14 protein-coding genes and 1 pseudogene are annotated in these 14,467 nt (G+C 60.0%); 13 read left to right on the forward strand and 2 right to left on the reverse strand.

Translation table 11 applies throughout. The annotated features are described in order from the left end of the window. Positions 1 to 36 precede the first annotated feature (36 nt). From JOE09_RS18900 to JOE09_RS18915, 4 genes are read left to right on the forward strand one after another with little or no spacing between them, the layout of a single operon-like run. A complete protein-coding gene (locus JOE09_RS18900; protein WP_205067127.1) occupies positions 37 to 1,533 on the forward strand; it encodes a sugar ABC transporter ATP-binding protein in 1,497 nt (498 codons plus the stop codon). After that, positions 1,533 to 2,516: an ABC transporter permease gene (locus JOE09_RS18905; RefSeq protein ID WP_205066830.1), complete on the forward strand. Its 984-nt coding sequence runs from the start codon at positions 1,533 to 1,535 to the stop codon at positions 2,514 to 2,516. The genes JOE09_RS18900 and JOE09_RS18905 overlap by 1 nt, the downstream gene beginning before the upstream one ends. Beyond that, positions 2,513 to 3,538, forward strand: coding sequence for an ABC transporter permease (locus tag JOE09_RS18910; RefSeq protein WP_200545026.1), 1,026 nt, complete (start codon positions 2,513 to 2,515; stop codon positions 3,536 to 3,538). Before JOE09_RS18905 ends, JOE09_RS18910 begins: the two co-directional genes overlap by 4 nt. Then, on the forward strand, positions 3,535 to 4,488 hold the full coding sequence (locus JOE09_RS18915; protein ID WP_205066831.1) for a carbohydrate kinase family protein: 954 nt from the start codon (positions 3,535 to 3,537) through the stop codon (positions 4,486 to 4,488). The genes JOE09_RS18910 and JOE09_RS18915 overlap by 4 nt, the downstream gene beginning before the upstream one ends. Here the strand turns inward: JOE09_RS18915 and JOE09_RS18920 are convergent. Both JOE09_RS18920 and JOE09_RS18925 read right to left on the reverse strand, forming a co-directional pair. Then, positions 4,480 to 5,514 (reverse strand): 2-hydroxyacid dehydrogenase, encoded by a 1,035-nt coding sequence (locus tag JOE09_RS18920; protein WP_205066832.1) that lies wholly within the window; start codon positions 5,512 to 5,514, stop codon positions 4,480 to 4,482. The two genes, JOE09_RS18915 and JOE09_RS18920, sit on opposite strands and share 9 nt — an antisense overlap. Beyond that, positions 5,511 to 7,019 carry an FGGY-family carbohydrate kinase gene (locus tag JOE09_RS18925; protein ID WP_205066833.1) on the reverse strand — a complete coding sequence of 503 codons (1,509 nt, stop codon included), beginning with the start codon at positions 7,017 to 7,019 and terminating at the stop codon, positions 5,511 to 5,513. Before JOE09_RS18925 ends, JOE09_RS18920 begins: the two co-directional genes overlap by 4 nt. 291 nt (positions 7,020 to 7,310) lie before the next feature. Here JOE09_RS18925 and JOE09_RS18930 point away from each other — a divergent pair, with 291 nt between their 5' ends. The 9 genes and pseudogenes from JOE09_RS18930 to JOE09_RS18970 all read left to right on the forward strand — a co-directional run bounded on the left by JOE09_RS18930 (position 7,311) and on the right by JOE09_RS18970 (position 14,466). Continuing rightward, positions 7,311 to 8,336, forward strand: a complete 1,026-nt coding sequence (locus JOE09_RS18930; protein ID WP_205066834.1) for a methionine ABC transporter ATP-binding protein — start codon at positions 7,311 to 7,313, stop codon at positions 8,334 to 8,336. After that, complete coding sequence (locus tag JOE09_RS18935; RefSeq protein WP_205066835.1) at positions 8,329 to 8,997, forward strand: methionine ABC transporter permease; 669 nt, start codon at positions 8,329 to 8,331, stop codon at positions 8,995 to 8,997. The genes JOE09_RS18930 and JOE09_RS18935 overlap by 8 nt, the downstream gene beginning before the upstream one ends. Positions 8,998 to 9,015: 18 nt before the next feature. Continuing rightward, positions 9,016 to 9,828, forward strand: a complete 813-nt coding sequence (locus JOE09_RS18940; protein WP_105591653.1) for a MetQ/NlpA family ABC transporter substrate-binding protein — start codon at positions 9,016 to 9,018, stop codon at positions 9,826 to 9,828. A gap of 112 nt (positions 9,829 to 9,940) precedes the next feature. Next, positions 9,941 to 10,306: a helix-turn-helix domain-containing protein gene (locus tag JOE09_RS18945; RefSeq protein WP_205067128.1), complete on the forward strand. Its 366-nt coding sequence runs from the start codon at positions 9,941 to 9,943 to the stop codon at positions 10,304 to 10,306. Between the two features lie 5 nt (positions 10,307 to 10,311). After that, a pseudogene (locus JOE09_RS18950) lies at positions 10,312 to 10,464 on the forward strand (transcriptional regulator); the annotation flags it as partial. Between the two features lie 158 nt (positions 10,465 to 10,622). Next, positions 10,623 to 12,092, forward strand: a complete 1,470-nt coding sequence (locus tag JOE09_RS18955) for a catalase (protein ID WP_205066837.1) — start codon at positions 10,623 to 10,625, stop codon at positions 12,090 to 12,092. A 139-nt stretch (positions 12,093 to 12,231) separates the two neighbouring features. Then, positions 12,232 to 12,963, forward strand: coding sequence for an amino acid ABC transporter ATP-binding protein (locus tag JOE09_RS18960; protein WP_205066838.1), 732 nt, complete (start codon positions 12,232 to 12,234; stop codon positions 12,961 to 12,963). A 23-nt stretch (positions 12,964 to 12,986) separates the two neighbouring features. Then, positions 12,987 to 13,655, forward strand: a complete 669-nt coding sequence (locus JOE09_RS18965; protein ID WP_205066839.1) for an amino acid ABC transporter permease — start codon at positions 12,987 to 12,989, stop codon at positions 13,653 to 13,655. A gap of 19 nt (positions 13,656 to 13,674) precedes the next feature. Beyond that, positions 13,675 to 14,466 carry an amino acid ABC transporter substrate-binding protein gene (locus JOE09_RS18970; RefSeq protein ID WP_205066840.1) on the forward strand — a complete coding sequence of 264 codons (792 nt, stop codon included), beginning with the start codon at positions 13,675 to 13,677 and terminating at the stop codon, positions 14,464 to 14,466. The last annotated feature ends 1 nt before the right edge of the window (position 14,467 follow it).

The raw sequence follows: 14,467 nt of genomic DNA on the forward strand, positions 1-14,467 counted from the left end.
CAGTCTCTGCACAAGGCCGCCCCGGGCGGCCTGTTTATGCAGCACATCCGCAAAACCTTTGCCGGTGTGACTGCCCTCGACGGGGTTGAACTTCACGTTCGCCCCGGGGAAATTCATGGCCTGATCGGTGAAAACGGCGCGGGGAAATCCACGCTGATTAAGATCCTCGCGGGCGTATATGCGCCCGACAGCGGCGATATCAGCGTCGGGGGGCGACGGCTGGCCAGCGTGACCCCGGCGACGGTGCAGCGCGAAGGCATCCGCTTTATCCACCAGGAGCTGCATCTGATCCCCCACTTCACCGTGGCGGAGTCGGTGTTTATCGGCCAGGAACGCTGTCATCGCCTGGGGCGGCTCGATCGCCGGGCGATGCGTGCGGACAGCGAAAAATTCTTTCGCGAGGTGCTGAATATCCGGCTGGACGGTAACCGCCTGATCCGCGACCTGTCGCAGGCCGAGCTGAAGCTGGTGCAGATTGCCCGCGCGCTGATCGACGGCGAAGCCCGGTTGGTGGTGTTCGACGAACCCACCGCGCCGCTGGAAGCCCGGGAAGCGGCGCTGCTATTCGACGCCATCAGGGCGCTGAAAGCGCGCGGCATCGCGATTATCTACGTCTCCCACTACCTGAATGAAATCACCCAGATTTGTGACCGCGTGACGGTGCTGCGCAACGGTAAACAGGTTGCCACACTGGACGAGGTCAACGCCGATGACATCGATCGCCTGATTGAGCTGATGGTGGGCCGCGAACTGACCACGCTGTTTGCGCCTCCGGCGGAAAAACCGCCGTCGACCACGCCGTGGCTGTCGCTGGAAAACCTCGGCAGCGATGCGTTTCGCCACATCAATTTCCAGCTGGCACCGGGCGAAATTGTCGGCATCGCCGGGCTGTCCGGCTCCGGGCGCGAGCAGCTGATCGACGCACTGTACGGCCTGTATCCGCTGCGCCAGGGCACGCTGCGTATTGCCGGTAAGGCGGTACGGCTGCGTTCGCCGGTGCAGGCGATTGCCGAGGGGATTGCGCTGGTGCCTCGCGACCGCCGCCATCACGGGCTGATCCAGCCGCTGTCGGTGGCCGACAACATTAACATTGCCTCGCCGGGCAGCCTGTCGCGTTTCGGCTGGGAGCTGAAAGAAAAGGCGCGGCAGAATGCGCTGGCGCTGGCGGAAAAGCTGGATATTCGCCCGCGCAACGTGCGCCAGGCAGTACGCTTCCTCAGCGGCGGCAACCAGCAGAAAGTGATTCTGGCCCGCTGGCTTAACAGCCACAGCCAGCTGTTTATCCTTGATGAGCCGACGCTGGGCGTTGACGTTGGCGCGCGTGCCGAAATCTACCATCTTACCCGCCAGCTGGCCGATAAAGGGCGCTGCGTGCTGGTCTCCTCCAGCGATGCCAGCGAGCTGATTGGGCTGTGCGATCGCCTGCTGGTGATGCGCCGTGGCGAAATCGTGGCCGAAGTGCCGACCCATAATCTGACCCAGGACGGGCTGCTGGCGCTGACCAGCGGCGGCAGTGAACAGGAAACCCCGTAATGAGCGATCTCTCTCAGCCAGGCCTGCGGCGCAGGCTGGCCTTTCCCATCGATAAAATTCCGCTGCTGCTGTTTGCCGCGCTGCTGGTGTTCTTCTGCTTCCAGGCACCGTGGTTCCTCAGCTGGCAGAACGTCAGCGTGATCCTGAAACAGACCGCGCCGCTGGCTATTCTTTGCTTCGGCCTGGCCTGCGTGATCATCGGCGGCGGTGATGATGTGGTTTCCGGCGGCATCGATCTGTCGCTGCCGGCCATTTCGGTGCTGGCTGTGGCGATAATCAGTATTGGCGTACAGATCGAGGCGAATATCTTTCTGCTGGCGCTGCTTGCGGTCGCCGCCGCGCTGCTGGCCGGACTGGTGAACGCACTGATGGTGGTACGGGTGGGCCTGCCGCCGCTGCTGGCAACGCTGGCCAGTTCGGTGGCGATCGTTGGCCTGACCAACTATCTGACCCGCCAGCGCCGTATCAGCATTGACGCGCCGTGGCTGGTGGCCTTCCGCGACGGAACGCTGATGGGTCTGCCGTGGGCGGTGTGGTTTATGCTGGCGGTATTTGTACTGTACCAGTTTGTGGTGCATCACAGCCGCTGGGGGCAGCATCTGCAGGCCAGCGGCGGCAGCCGGGAAGCCGCCGAGCTGGCCGGGCTGCCGGTGAACTCATTAATGCTGCGTTCCTATCTGCTGGCTGCTGCTGCCGCCGCGCTGGCCGCGCTGACGCTGCTGGCACGGGGTTCCGGCAGTTCGCCCGGTGCCGAAGAGCCGCTGCTGCTGGAAATGGTGCTGGCGACCTTTATCGGCACCGCGTTTTCCCGTCGCCGGGTGGTCACCGTGTGGGGCGCGCTGCTGGGGGCGCTGCTGGTCAATGCGCTGTCCAACGGGCTGGCGCTGATGCGGGTGGATATTTTCTGGGTGGGAACGGTGAAGGGCGTGCTGATCCTGCTGGTTCTGGCCGCCGCGGCCGTGCAGCGTCGGGGGCAGCCATGAGCAAATCCACACAGGTATTAACCGCGCGCACCGCTTCTCAGGGCGGCAGCCTGCTTTCGCTGCTGGCCCGCTACGGATTCCAGCTGATCCTGCTGCTGTTTATCCTGTTTTTCGCCCTCAACAGCCCGGTATTTTTAACCGCGGATAATCTGGCCAACATCCTGCAGGGGAACGCTATTCTGCTGATCGTCGCGCTGGCGATGACGCTGGTGGTGATCGCGGGCGGCATCGATCTGTCGGTGGGCGTGGCGCTGGACTTCGGTGCGGCGTTTGCGCTGGTGGCGCTGAAAACCTGGGGCTGGCCGTGGCAGGGCGCGGTGCTGGCCGCGCTGGCCGGAGGGGCGCTGGTCGGTCTGGTGAACGCCATTCTGATCCTCGGTTTCCGGGTGAAGCCGTTTCTGGCGACGCTGGGCACCTGGTTTATCGGCAGCAGCCTTGAGCGGGTGCTGACCGACGGCGGCGGACCGATTGCCTATCGCCGCATGGCCGCCGAATATCATGAGATCGCGGTTGGTTCGCTGTGGGGCATCGCTATTCCGGTAGTGATTGCTGCGGTACTGATGCTGATCTGCTATCTGCTGCTGGAGCGCACGCTGTTTGGCAAGCGCATCCATGCGGTGGGCCTCAACCCGGTCGCCTCGCTGAATGCCGGGGTGAACGTTAAGCGCAACCTGCTGTGGGTGCTGATTGCCAGTTCGGTGCTGTGCGCCATCGGCGGGATTATTCTGTCCGCGAACCTGCGGCAGTTCAGCCCGCTGGCCGGGCAGTCCTATCTGCTGGATGCCATCGCAGCGGTGTTTATCGGCACCGCATTTCATGCACAGGGCAGGCCGAACGTGCCTGGAACGCTGGTGGGCGTGCTGTTCCTCGGCCTGGTGGCCAACGGTCTGAACCTGATGGGGCTGGATTTTATTCTGAAAGACGCACTGAACGGTCTGGTGCTGCTGGTGGCGCTGGTGCTCTCCTTCTGGCAGGGCAGGCTGCGACAGTCGCAACAGTGGCGAAAAAAGGAGGCGGCATGAGCCAGTTTGACGCGGTATTTGTCGGGTTAACCACGCTGGATATCGCCGGACGGCCCATTCGCGGAATTCCGTCCGGCGGCGGCGTGGAGTTTATTGAACAAATCCGCCTCAGTCCGGCGGGCACCGCCTGCGGGGCGGTAATGAACGCCGCCAAGCTGGGCATTAATACCACAGTAGTGGCCTGCCTCGGCGATGATGAAAAAGGGGATTTTATCGCCGGCGTCTGGCGGCGGCTGGGCATTGACGGCTCGCTGATCCAGCGCACCCAGGCCAGCGAAACGTCGGCGACGATTCTGGCGATCCGCCCCAACGGCGAGCGCCCGGCGCTGCACTGTCGCGGCGCGTCGGACCATCTGTTTATTGACGAGGCGGATTTCCCCCGGGTGTGCAATGCACGTTTTCTGCACCTCGGCGGCAGCGGCCTGCTGGCGGCGATGGATAACGGCCAGAGCGCGAAACTGCTGGCCTGGGCGCACCGGCATGGCGTGACGACCAGCTTCGATCTGATTGCGCCAAATGAACAGACGCTGGATCTGCTGACGCCGATGCTGCCGTATATTGACTACTTTATGCCGTCGATGGAGGAGGCCGCGCAGATCTCCGGGCAGCAGGAGCCGCAGGCGATGGCTGACTTCTTTCTCGATCGCGGCGTAGGCACCTGTATCTTTAAGGACGGCGCGCGGGGATCGTGGGTGTTTGGCCGGGACGGCCAGCTGCGTATTCCGGCCTGGCAGGTCAGGGTGGTGGATACCACCGGCTGTGGCGACAGCTACTGCGGTGGCTTTATTGCCGGGCTGGCGAAGGGGCTGGATGTTGAACAGGCCTGCCGGGTCGGCAGCGCGGTGGCCTCGCTGGTCGCCAGCGGCCTGGGTTCGGATGCGGGCGTGGTGGACTGGGAAACCACCCGGGCCTTTATGGCCACCACGCCCACCCTGCCATTATCAGGCTGACGGCCAGCGATAGTGCAGGGGTTCGCCGCTGAGGAAGCGTTGTAAATCAGCGGCGATCATCGCGGTGTGCTTCACCAGCGTTTCCCGGGTCGCTCCGGCGATATGCGGGGTGATCACCACGTTATCAAACTCGGTGATAAACGGATGATCGTGCCAGATCGGTTCGCTGGCGAAGACGTCCAGCGCCGCTCCGGCAATGCGTTTTTCGCGCAGGGCAACAATCAGATCTTCTTCGACGATCACCGCCGCGCGCGAGGTGTTAATCAGCCGGGCTTCCGGCTTCATCAGCCCCAGCAGGCGCTGGTCAATCAGTCCGGTGGTCTGCGGCGTCACCGTCAGATGCAGGCTGACGTAGTCGGACCCGGTAAACAGCTCCTCCAACGTGGCTTTGCGCACGCCCGGTTCGTCAATATCCTCTGCCGCCACGCGTGGATCGGCCACCAGCAGCGACATGCCGAACGCCCGCGCCAGGCGACCTACGCGCTGGCCGATGCTGCCGTAGCCCACCAGACCCAGCGTTTTATTGCGCAGTTCGCCGCCCTTGAACACCTCGTACGGGCTGGATTTATCCACGTCCCACACCACGTCCTGGCGCAGCCCCTGCTGAGTCGCGTTGCTGCCCTGGGTGGCGCGGGTGAATTCGCCGCGCTTCAGCGCACCGTGCGCCTGCGGGATATGCCGCGCCAGGCTGAGCATTAGCCCCAGCGTCAGCTCGGCTGCGGCATCGGCATTGCGTCCCGGCGTATAAAGTACCGGAATATTGCGTGCCGCCGCCGCCTTCAGATCGACGTTAACCGGATTGGCGCGGGTGCAGGCAATCAGCTTCAGCTGCGGGCAGGCGTCAATCACCCGGGCGGTAATGTCGTCGTAGCTGACGATCAGCACATCGGCGTCCTGGCCGTGGGCAATCAGGGCGTCTTCGCTCAGTTTGCTGTCGCCCGCCGCCCAGCCGGTCACCACCAGCTCGCCGTACTGGCGGAAGGCATCAAGGGAACCGGCATACTCGGCGGTAAAGAGAATTTTCATAAATCGGCTGAATCCTGTGCAAGTTGAGTTAAGGCATCGTCCCGCGCCTGCCAGACCGGCAGCAGCTGTTCGCGCAGCTGGCGGAAGACCGGGAACAGGCGCTGGTACTGAATATGCGATCGCGCATCCGGGTGCCAGATCTGGCGATCCCCTGGCTGTAGCGACTCGGCGCTGACCGGCTGACCGAGCGCCATGGCCGCCAGGATCGCCGCGCCGCGCGCGCCGGGCTCGCTCTGCGGGCTGACGATCACCCGGCGTCCGGTACAGTCGGCGATGATTTGCAGCCAGAACGGCGACGCCGTGCCGCCTCCGGCCAGATACAGGTCGCCGCCCGGCGGATAGTCGCTGAGCACATCGGTAATCGCCCAGGCCAGCCCCTCAAAGACCGCACGCAGCAGGTGCGCGTTGGTGGTGTCCTGGCTGATGCCGAAGAAACCGGCGCGGGCAACCGGGCTGTAAAACGGCGCGCGCTCGCCGTTGAGGTACGGCTGATAAAACACGCCGCCGCTGCCGGGGGAGAGGGCGCTGATTTCCGCGCCCAGCTCGCTGAAGCTGCGGTTGTCGGCCAGATGGCTGATGGCCCAGTCGAGGTTCGGCGTGCCCGACTGCATGGCGAACAGATTCAGGAACTGGCCCTGCCAGGCGTGGCTGACAAAGCGGGTTTTGCGGCTGACCTGGGTCAGATCGTTACAGACGATGCCGGTACAGCAGGTGGTGCCCAGCAGGGTGAAGACGTCGCCGTCGTGCACCGCACCGATGCCGAGCGCGCAGGCGGAAACGTCCAGCGCCCCTGCAGCGACCGGCGTACCGGCGGGCAGCCCGGTGGCGGCTGCGGCGGCGGTGCTCAGCTCCCCGGCCAGATCGTGCGGGGCCAGCAGCGGCGGGAACAGCGGACGCAGATTTTCAATGCCCAGCTCGCTCAGGAGCGTATCGGAAAGCGTACCCTGATGCAGATCCAGCAGCGAGGTGCCGGCATCGGTCAGCTCCAGGTTGGCGCGGCCGGTCAGGCGAAAACGAATCCAGTCCTTGGCAAAGAAAAACCACTGTGCATCTTCAAGCCGCTCCGGCTGATGCTGCTGCAGCCAGCGCAGCTGAAGGCTGCTGTTGCAGGGCAGCAGACGGCTGCCGCAAAGCTCAAACAGGGTCTCCTCCAGCCCGTCACGCGCAGAGAGTTCGCGAATGGAGGACGCGGCGCGCGTATCGCTCCACAGCAGCGCATCGCGCAGCGGCTGGCCCTGTTTATCAATCAGCCACGCGCCTTCGCCCTGGCCGGACAGCCCGATACCGCGTAGCGACCCCTCCGCCAGCAGCGGCGATGCGGAGAGCGTTTTCAGCGTGCTGACCACGTTCTGCCACAGCGCCTCCATCTGCTGCTCCTGGTGACCGGGGGCGGGGGTCAGCGTGCGGTTGCTGACGGAGGCGACTTCCAGCTGGTTAAAACGGGCATCAAACAGCACCGATTTGGTTTTAGAGGTGCCAACATCAATGCCGATAAAGTAATCCATAATGCAGCCTTTTTACGGTAAGCCATTCAGCCTGCGGATAAAAAAACCGTGCCGAACGTGAAGCTTTGCGGAAATTTTCTCCATTATTGCCACAGGTTTTAAGAACCCGAAAGACGCAATCAGGATGCAAATATTCTATTTTGTTATAAGGCATATCATTTCAGTCGTTTCCAATAGTTTCCCTGCTGCTTAATATCACCAGGCAATTAGTGCTATCGATAATTCACAAATAAGAATCAGTTTAATTAATCAGCATATTTCGCTGATACGACGGCAGAAAACAGGCAACAGATGATCGTTTTACGCAACGTTTCTAAAATATTTAACGCCCGATCCGGTCCGGTTACCGCCGTTGACAACGTCAATCTGCAGGTAGAGCAGGGCCAGATTTACGGCATTATCGGCTACAGCGGGGCGGGAAAAAGTACGCTGATCCGCCTGCTGAACGGTCTGGAAAAACCCACTTCCGGCAGCGTGGTGATTGCCGGGCAGGACATTGCTCAGGCCAGCGGTGAAGCGCTGCGCCAGGCGCGGCTGAAAATCAGCATGGTGTTTCAGCATTTCAATCTGCTGTGGTCGCGCACCGTCAGCGAAAATATTGCTTTCTCTCTGCAAATTGCCGGTGCGCCGAAAGCGGCGATCCAGCGCAGGGTGCAGGAGCTGATTGAGCTGGTCGGGCTGAACGGTAAAGAGCAGGCCTATCCCTCGCAGCTGAGCGGCGGACAGAAGCAGCGCGTGGGGATTGCCCGTGCGCTGGCCAACAGCCCGGACGTGCTGCTGTGCGATGAAGCCACCTCGGCGCTTGACCCGCAAACCACCGACGCGATCCTCGATCTGCTGCTGGATATTAACCGCCAGCTCAAGCTGACCATCGTGCTGATCACCCATGAGATGCACGTGGTGCGCAAGATCTGCCACCGCGTGGCGGTGATGGAAGCCGGGCGCATCGTGGAAGAGGGCGAAGTGCTGTCGGTGTTTACCCACCCGCAGCAGCCGATTACCCGCCAGTTCGTGAAGCAGACCACCGAATACAGCAGCGCCGATACGCCGTTTAACGCCGATCTGGTGGATGCGGCGGCGGGTGCGGTACTGAAGCTGACCTTTGTCGGCCAGAGCACGCGCCAGCCGATCGTCGGCGAACTGACGCTGAAATACGCGCTGCCGTTCAATATCCTGCACGGAAAAATGACCCAGACCGCCAACGGCACCTTTGGTGAGCTGTGGCTACAGGTTCCGGCCAGCGGCACCCAGCTGGAGAGTATTCTGGCCGATCTGCACGCCCACGCAATTTCAACCGAGGTGGTAAAGAATGTTTGAGTCTCTGTTTCCACACCTGAAGATTGACCAGCTGTGGGCCGCCACCGGTGAAACCCTGTATATGACCGCGCTGTCCGGCCTGGCGACCTTTGTGCTGGGTATTGTACTTGGTCTTGCGCTGTTCCTGACCGCGCGCGGCGGGCTGTTCCAGAACCGTGCGGTGTACGGCGCGATTTCCATTCTGGTGAATGTGTTCCGCTCCATTCCGTTCATTATTTTGATTGTTCTACTGATCCCGTTCACCAAAACGCTGATCGGCACCATCCTCGGTGCTAACGCCGCGCTTCCCGCGCTGATCGTTGGTGCGGCCCCGTTCTACGCCCGCCTGGTGGAGATCGGCCTGCGCGAAGTGGACAAAGGGGTGATTGAGGCTTCCCGCTCGATGGGTGCGAAGCTGAGTACGCTGATTTTCCGCGTGCTGCTGCCGGAGTCCTCACCGGCGCTGGTGTCCGGCATCACCGTGACGCTGATTGCGCTGGTCAGCTACAGCGCGATGGCCGGGGTGATCGGTGCCGGTGGCCTCGGTAACCTGGCGTATCTGGAAGGTTTTCAACGTAACCACGGCGATGTGACGCTGGTGGCGACGGTAATGATTCTGGTGATTGTTTTTATCATCCAGTTTTTAGGTGATGTGCTCACGACACGGCTCGACAAACGTTAACTTTTAGGAAAATCCAAAATGAAAAAAACACTGACGCTGCTGGCTGCAGCAACCCTGGGTGCCCTGAGCCTGAGCGCATGGGCAGACACGCTGACCGTTGGGGCGTCTAACGTGCCGCACGCGGAAATTCTGGAGCAGGCGAAGCCGATTCTGGCGAAGCAGGGCATCGATCTGGAAATCAAACCGTTCCAGGACTACATCCTGCCAAACACCGCGCTGGCCAGCCGCGATATCGATGCCAACTATTTCCAGCACATTCCGTATCTGAACAGCGTGCTGAAAGATCACGCCGGTGATAAGACCTATGACTTCGTCAGCGCCGGTGCGATTCACATCGAGCCAATCGGCATCTATTCGAAGAAGTTCAAATCGCTGAAAGAGCTGCCGGAGAACGGCAAAGTGATCATGCGTGATGCGGTGGCGGAAGAGGGTCGTATCCTGTCCATCTTCGAGAAAGAGGGCGTGATTAAGCTGAAGCCGGGCGTAAACAAGGTGAATGCGCGCATCAGCGACATCGTGGAAAACCCGAAACACCTGAAGTTCCTGCCGAACGTTGAAGGCGCGCTGCTGCCGCAGATGTACAACAACGACGAAGGCGACGCGGTGGTGATCAACGCTAACTACGCGATTGACGCCGGTCTGGACCCGGTGAAAGACCCGATTGCGGTGGAAAGCGGCGAGAACAACCCGTATGCCAACATCATTACCGTGCATCGCGGTGACGAGAACAAGCCGGACATCAAAGCGCTGGTCACCGTGCTGCACTCTAAACAGATTCAGGACTGGATTCGTACCAAATACAAAGGCGCGGTGATCCCGGTTAATAACTGATTTATCACAGCGTAAAGGCCCGGAACAGGGGAGGTAATGCTCCTCTGTTTCGGGCTTTTTTTATGGGGCAACCACTGTGGCGAGAATCACCGAACAATGTCATCGAATAGGTATGAACATGAGGGGCAGCACTTCGCGTAAGGATTATGAGGCAGCGTTAAAGCTGGTTGAGTATTTGCTTGAAACGCAACCCGATAACCCGCTGGTTGAGATGCTGACGGCGAAAATAACCGCTTATGAGGACCATGCGCCCGAATTCGCCGCGTTTAACGCCCGCATCTCAGCAGGAAAAAATGACGTGTCGCTTCTGCGGGTTCTCATGGATCAGCATGGTCTTGTTCAGTCTGATTTCGAAAACGAGATTGGAAAAAAATCGTTGGTGAGCCGGATTTTGAGCGGTGAACGTTCGTTGACTCTGGCTCATATGAGAGCGCTGGCAAACCGGTTTGGCATTCCCGTATCAGTGTTTGTTGATTGATCAAAATGAGAACATTAGATGAAGTCATCACGGCCCGGTCGCTCGAAAGCCAGAGACGCATTACCGAACTGGCTGATGAACTGATACTGGAAACCGGCCTGCAAACGATCCGTGAAGAACGCCAGTCATCACAAAAAAATGTCGATAAGGCCATCGGCGATCGTTAAGTTCGGGCGCTGTGTTTCTATCTGCTGAACGTGTTTCAGAAAATGAATACGAGTGCGCCTTGTACCGTTAAACACTAAAGGCACACTTTATTTGCGTGTATGGTCTACCCTTAATCGCTGGACTCCATAACAAAGTCGGAGAGACAGCGATGAGCAATGATAAACGCAAACCTACCACCAACGATGCCGGTAATCCGGTTGCCAGCGATGAATACTCTCTCTCAGTTGGCCCGGACGGGCCGCTGCTGCTGCATGACCACTATCTGATTGAACAGATGGCCAACTTTAACCGCGAGCGTATCCCCGAGCGCCAGCCACATGCCAAGGGCAGCGGGGCGTTTGGCCATTTTGAGGTGACGGAGGATATCAGCCGCTATACCAAAGCCGCACTGTTCCAGCTTGGGGTGAAAACCGAGGTGGTGATGCGCTTTTCCACGGTAGCCGGGGAGCGTGGCAGCCCGGACACCTGGCGCGATCCGCGCGGCTTCGCCATCAAGTTCTACACCCGCGAAGGCAACTATGACATGGTGGGGAACAATACCCCGGTGTTCTTTATTCGCGACCCGCTGAAGTTCCAGCATTTTATCCGTTCGCAGAAGCGCCGCGCCGATAACAATCTGCGCGATCACGATATGCAGTGGGATTTCTGGACCCTGTCGCCGGAATCGGCGCACCAGGTCACCTGGCTGATGGGCGATCGCGGCATCCCGAAAAGCTGGCGGCATATGGATGGCTTTTCCAGCCACACCTATATGTGGGTTAACGAGCAGGGCGAGAAGTTTTGGGTGAAATACCACTTCAAAACCGATCAGGGCGTGGAGTGCTTGCATCAGCAGGAAGCGGACCTGCTGGCCGGGCAGGACGGTGATTATCATACCCGCGATCTGTATGACGCGATCAAACGCGGGGAGTACCCGAGCTGGACGCTGTATATGCAGATTATGCCGTTCGCCGAGGCGGATGATTATCGCTTTAACCCGTTCGACCTGACCAAAGTGTGGCCGCATGCGGATTACCCGCTGATTAAGGTCGGCACGCTCACGCTCGACAGAAATCCGACCGATAACCACGCGCAGATTGAACAGGCGGCCTTCGAGCCAAACAATCTGGTGCCGGGCATCGGCATCAGCCCGGATAAGATGCTGATTGGCCGCATGTTTGCCTATGCGGACGCGCACCGCGCGCGGCTGGGGGTGAACTACAAGCAAATCCCGGTTAACGCGCCGCATTCGCCGGTCAACAGCTACAGCAAGGACGGCGCGATGCGCATGAATCCGGTGTCCGATCCGGTGTATGCACCCAACTCCAAAGGCGGCCCGGCGGCCGACGGCAAGCGTTACCCGACGGATTCCACCTGGCACGCCAGCGGTGAAATGGTGCACGCACCGTACAGCCTGCATCGTGACGATGACGACTACGGCCAGGCGAACACGCTGATTAATCAGGTGATGGACGATGCCGCCCGCCAGCGGCTGGTGGATAACGTCAGCGGCCATCTTCTCAACGGCGTGGAGGAGCCGGTGCTGTCTCGTGCCTTTGAATACTGGCGCAATATCGACCTTACCATTGGCGATCGCATTGCGCAGCAGGTCACCGCCGAACGTGCTAAACGCCCTTAATCCTTACGGCCTCCTTCTGGAGGCCGATTTTCCGCTGTTTTCTTCAGCGAATAATAACTAACCTTATAATTTTTAAGCATTCGTCTGCAATTTTTTGCAACGTTACACTGCCCCAAAGTGATTTTTTAGCGGGGCGGTCATGATTAAAGTCAGCGGGTTAAATAAGAAGTTTAAGAATTATCAGGCGCTTAACGATATCAGTTTCAGCGTCCGACGCGGCGAAGTGGTGTCGATTATCGGGCCGTCCGGCTCGGGAAAATCCACGCTGTTGCGCAGCCTGAATCTGCTGGTGAAACCCGACAGCGGCCAGCTCACCATCGGTGATGAAACGGTCGATGCCGCGTCCCTGACCCACCGCAACACCACCCGTTTTCGTCGCCAGAGCGCGATGGTCTTTCAGCACTACAACCTGTTTAAGAACAAAACCGCGCTGGAAAATATCTCCGAAGTGCTGATCTACGGCCGTGGTTATCGCCGGGATGAGGCACGCGATCGGGGGATGGAACTGCTGACCAGCGTCGGGCTGGCGCACAAGGCCGACGCCTGGCCCATTACGCTGTCCGGCGGTCAGCAGCAGCGCGTCGGCATCGCCCGCGCGCTGAGCCTGGAACCGGAAGCGCTGCTGCTGGATGAACCCACCTCATCGCTCGACCCGGAGCTGCGGCGCGACATTCTCAACCTGATCGCCAGTCTGGCCGAGCGCTCGCTGACCATGCTGATCGTCACCCATGAAATGAAGTTCGCCCGTGATATTTCACAGCGGATATTTTTTATGGAGCAGGGGCGCATCCTTGAGCAGGGCGCGCCGGATGTGCTGTTCGATCCCGTCACGGAAAACCGCGCGCACCGCTTCCTCCACGAATTTGCCTGATACCACGATAAGGACATCCCGCCATGAATTTTGACGTTGGCTATATGCTGGGGATTATTCCCCAAATCCTGACCTATCTGCCGATCACCCTGTTTATTTCGCTGGCTTCCATTGTGCTGGCCACCGTACTGGGAGCCGGGCTGGCCGTTTTGCTGCGCGGCATCCGTCCGCTGGCGCTGTTCGCCCATCTGTATATCTCCTTTTTCCGCGGTACGCCGGTGCTGGTGCAGCTGCTGATTATCTACTTCGGCCTGCCGCAGCTGTTTCCGGTGCTTAACAGCCTGAGCGCCACGCACGCGGTGATCATCGGTCTGAGCCTGAACAGTGCCGCCTATCTGGCCGAGGTGTTTCGCGCGGCCATCGACTCGGTGGATCGCGGGCAGTGGGAGGCGTCGCTGGCGTCAGGCCTCAGCCACGTCAACGCGGCGAGGCGCATTCTTCTGCCGCAGGCGTGCCGCAATGCCATTCCCGCCGCCGGAAATATCTGGATTGGCCTGATCAAGAACTCGTCGCTGGCCTTTACCCTCGGGGTGAGTGAACTGCTGGCGGGCGGCAAGCTGATCGCCACCGAATCACTGAAATTCTTTGAAGCCTATTTTGCCGTCGGGCTGGTGTACTGGGCGCTGACCATTGTGCTCAGCGCGCTACAGCGGCAGCTGGAACGCTATATCGGCAAACCTTACGTCCTCTGACTAACCGGGAAAAACAATAATGAAAGGGTATAAATTTGTACTGATTGCCGGCGCGCTGGCACTGCTGAGCGGCTGTGATAATGCCGCCGATAAATCTGCGGAGCAGCCGGTGCTGAGGGTGGGCGCCACGCCGGACGGCTATCCGCACTATTTTAAGCAGGGTAACGAAATCAAAGGCTTCAGCGCTGAGATCCTGCAGGCGGTGGCGGAGAAAATTCACTACAAAATCGAGTGGGTGACCTCCGACTGGGTCGGGGTGCTGGGCTCGCTGGAAACCGGCAAGGTGGATACGGTGGGCAATTTCGCCGACACGCCGGAGCGCCGCAAGAAATATGATTACAGCGTGCCGTATTACTACTCTGCGGCGGCGCTGGCGGTCAGTGTGAATAACAACAGCATCCACGGGCTGAGCGACATGGCCGGGAAAACCGTGGCCGCCGAGCTGGGTTCGAACTATGCCAAAGTGCTGAAAGAGTTTGACCCGGAAAACAAAATCAAGCTGGTGACTTTCGAAGGGTCCGATGTGGTGTTTAACAGCGTGGCACAGGGCAAGGTGGATGCTTTCGTTTCCGGTCAGGTGATCCTGCTGGGGCAGATCAAACATAAGAATCTGCCGCTAAAAGTGGTCGGTGAAACCTTCGGCGAGAAGCAGGTGGCGCTGCCGTTCCGCAAGGATGCCCGGGGTGAGGAGCTGAAGGCGAAGGTGGATAAAGCGCTGACCGAACTGCGCGCAGACGGCACGCTGAAGAAGATCTCCGAGAAATGGTTTGATACCGATCTCACCGTCAGCACCCAACCGGTTAAGGGCTAAA

It is taken from the genome of Pantoea coffeiphila, from assembly GCF_016909495.1.
Taxonomy (GTDB): Bacteria; Pseudomonadota; Gammaproteobacteria; order Enterobacterales; family Enterobacteriaceae; genus Erwinia; species Erwinia coffeiphila.

Excerpts from the sequence above, each read along its gene's own strand:
- JOE09_RS18970 (WP_205066840.1), top strand. The coding sequence starts at position 13,675 with ATGAAAGGGTATAAATTTGTACTGATTGCCGGCGCGCTGGCACTGCTG.
- JOE09_RS18925 (WP_205066833.1), bottom strand. The coding sequence starts at position 7,019 with ATGGATTACTTTATCGGCATTGATGTTGGCACCTCTAAAACCAAATCG.
- JOE09_RS18930 (WP_205066834.1), top strand. The coding sequence starts at position 7,311 with ATGATCGTTTTACGCAACGTTTCTAAAATATTTAACGCCCGATCCGGT.
- JOE09_RS18920 (WP_205066832.1), bottom strand. The coding sequence starts at position 5,514 with ATGAAAATTCTCTTTACCGCCGAGTATGCCGGTTCCCTTGATGCCTTC.
- JOE09_RS18915 (WP_205066831.1), top strand. The coding sequence starts at position 3,535 with ATGAGCCAGTTTGACGCGGTATTTGTCGGGTTAACCACGCTGGATATC.
- JOE09_RS18935 (WP_205066835.1), top strand. The coding sequence starts at position 8,329 with ATGTTTGAGTCTCTGTTTCCACACCTGAAGATTGACCAGCTGTGGGCC.
- JOE09_RS18955 (WP_205066837.1), top strand. The coding sequence starts at position 10,623 with ATGAGCAATGATAAACGCAAACCTACCACCAACGATGCCGGTAATCCG.
- JOE09_RS18910 (WP_200545026.1), top strand. The coding sequence starts at position 2,513 with ATGAGCAAATCCACACAGGTATTAACCGCGCGCACCGCTTCTCAGGGC.
- JOE09_RS18965 (WP_205066839.1), top strand. The coding sequence starts at position 12,987 with ATGAATTTTGACGTTGGCTATATGCTGGGGATTATTCCCCAAATCCTG.
- JOE09_RS18940 (WP_105591653.1), top strand. The coding sequence starts at position 9,016 with ATGAAAAAAACACTGACGCTGCTGGCTGCAGCAACCCTGGGTGCCCTG.
- JOE09_RS18945 (WP_205067128.1), top strand. The coding sequence starts at position 9,941 with ATGAACATGAGGGGCAGCACTTCGCGTAAGGATTATGAGGCAGCGTTA.
- JOE09_RS18905 (WP_205066830.1), top strand. The coding sequence starts at position 1,533 with ATGAGCGATCTCTCTCAGCCAGGCCTGCGGCGCAGGCTGGCCTTTCCC.
- JOE09_RS18960 (WP_205066838.1), top strand. The coding sequence starts at position 12,232 with ATGATTAAAGTCAGCGGGTTAAATAAGAAGTTTAAGAATTATCAGGCG.
- JOE09_RS18900 (WP_205067127.1), top strand. The coding sequence starts at position 37 with ATGCAGCACATCCGCAAAACCTTTGCCGGTGTGACTGCCCTCGACGGG.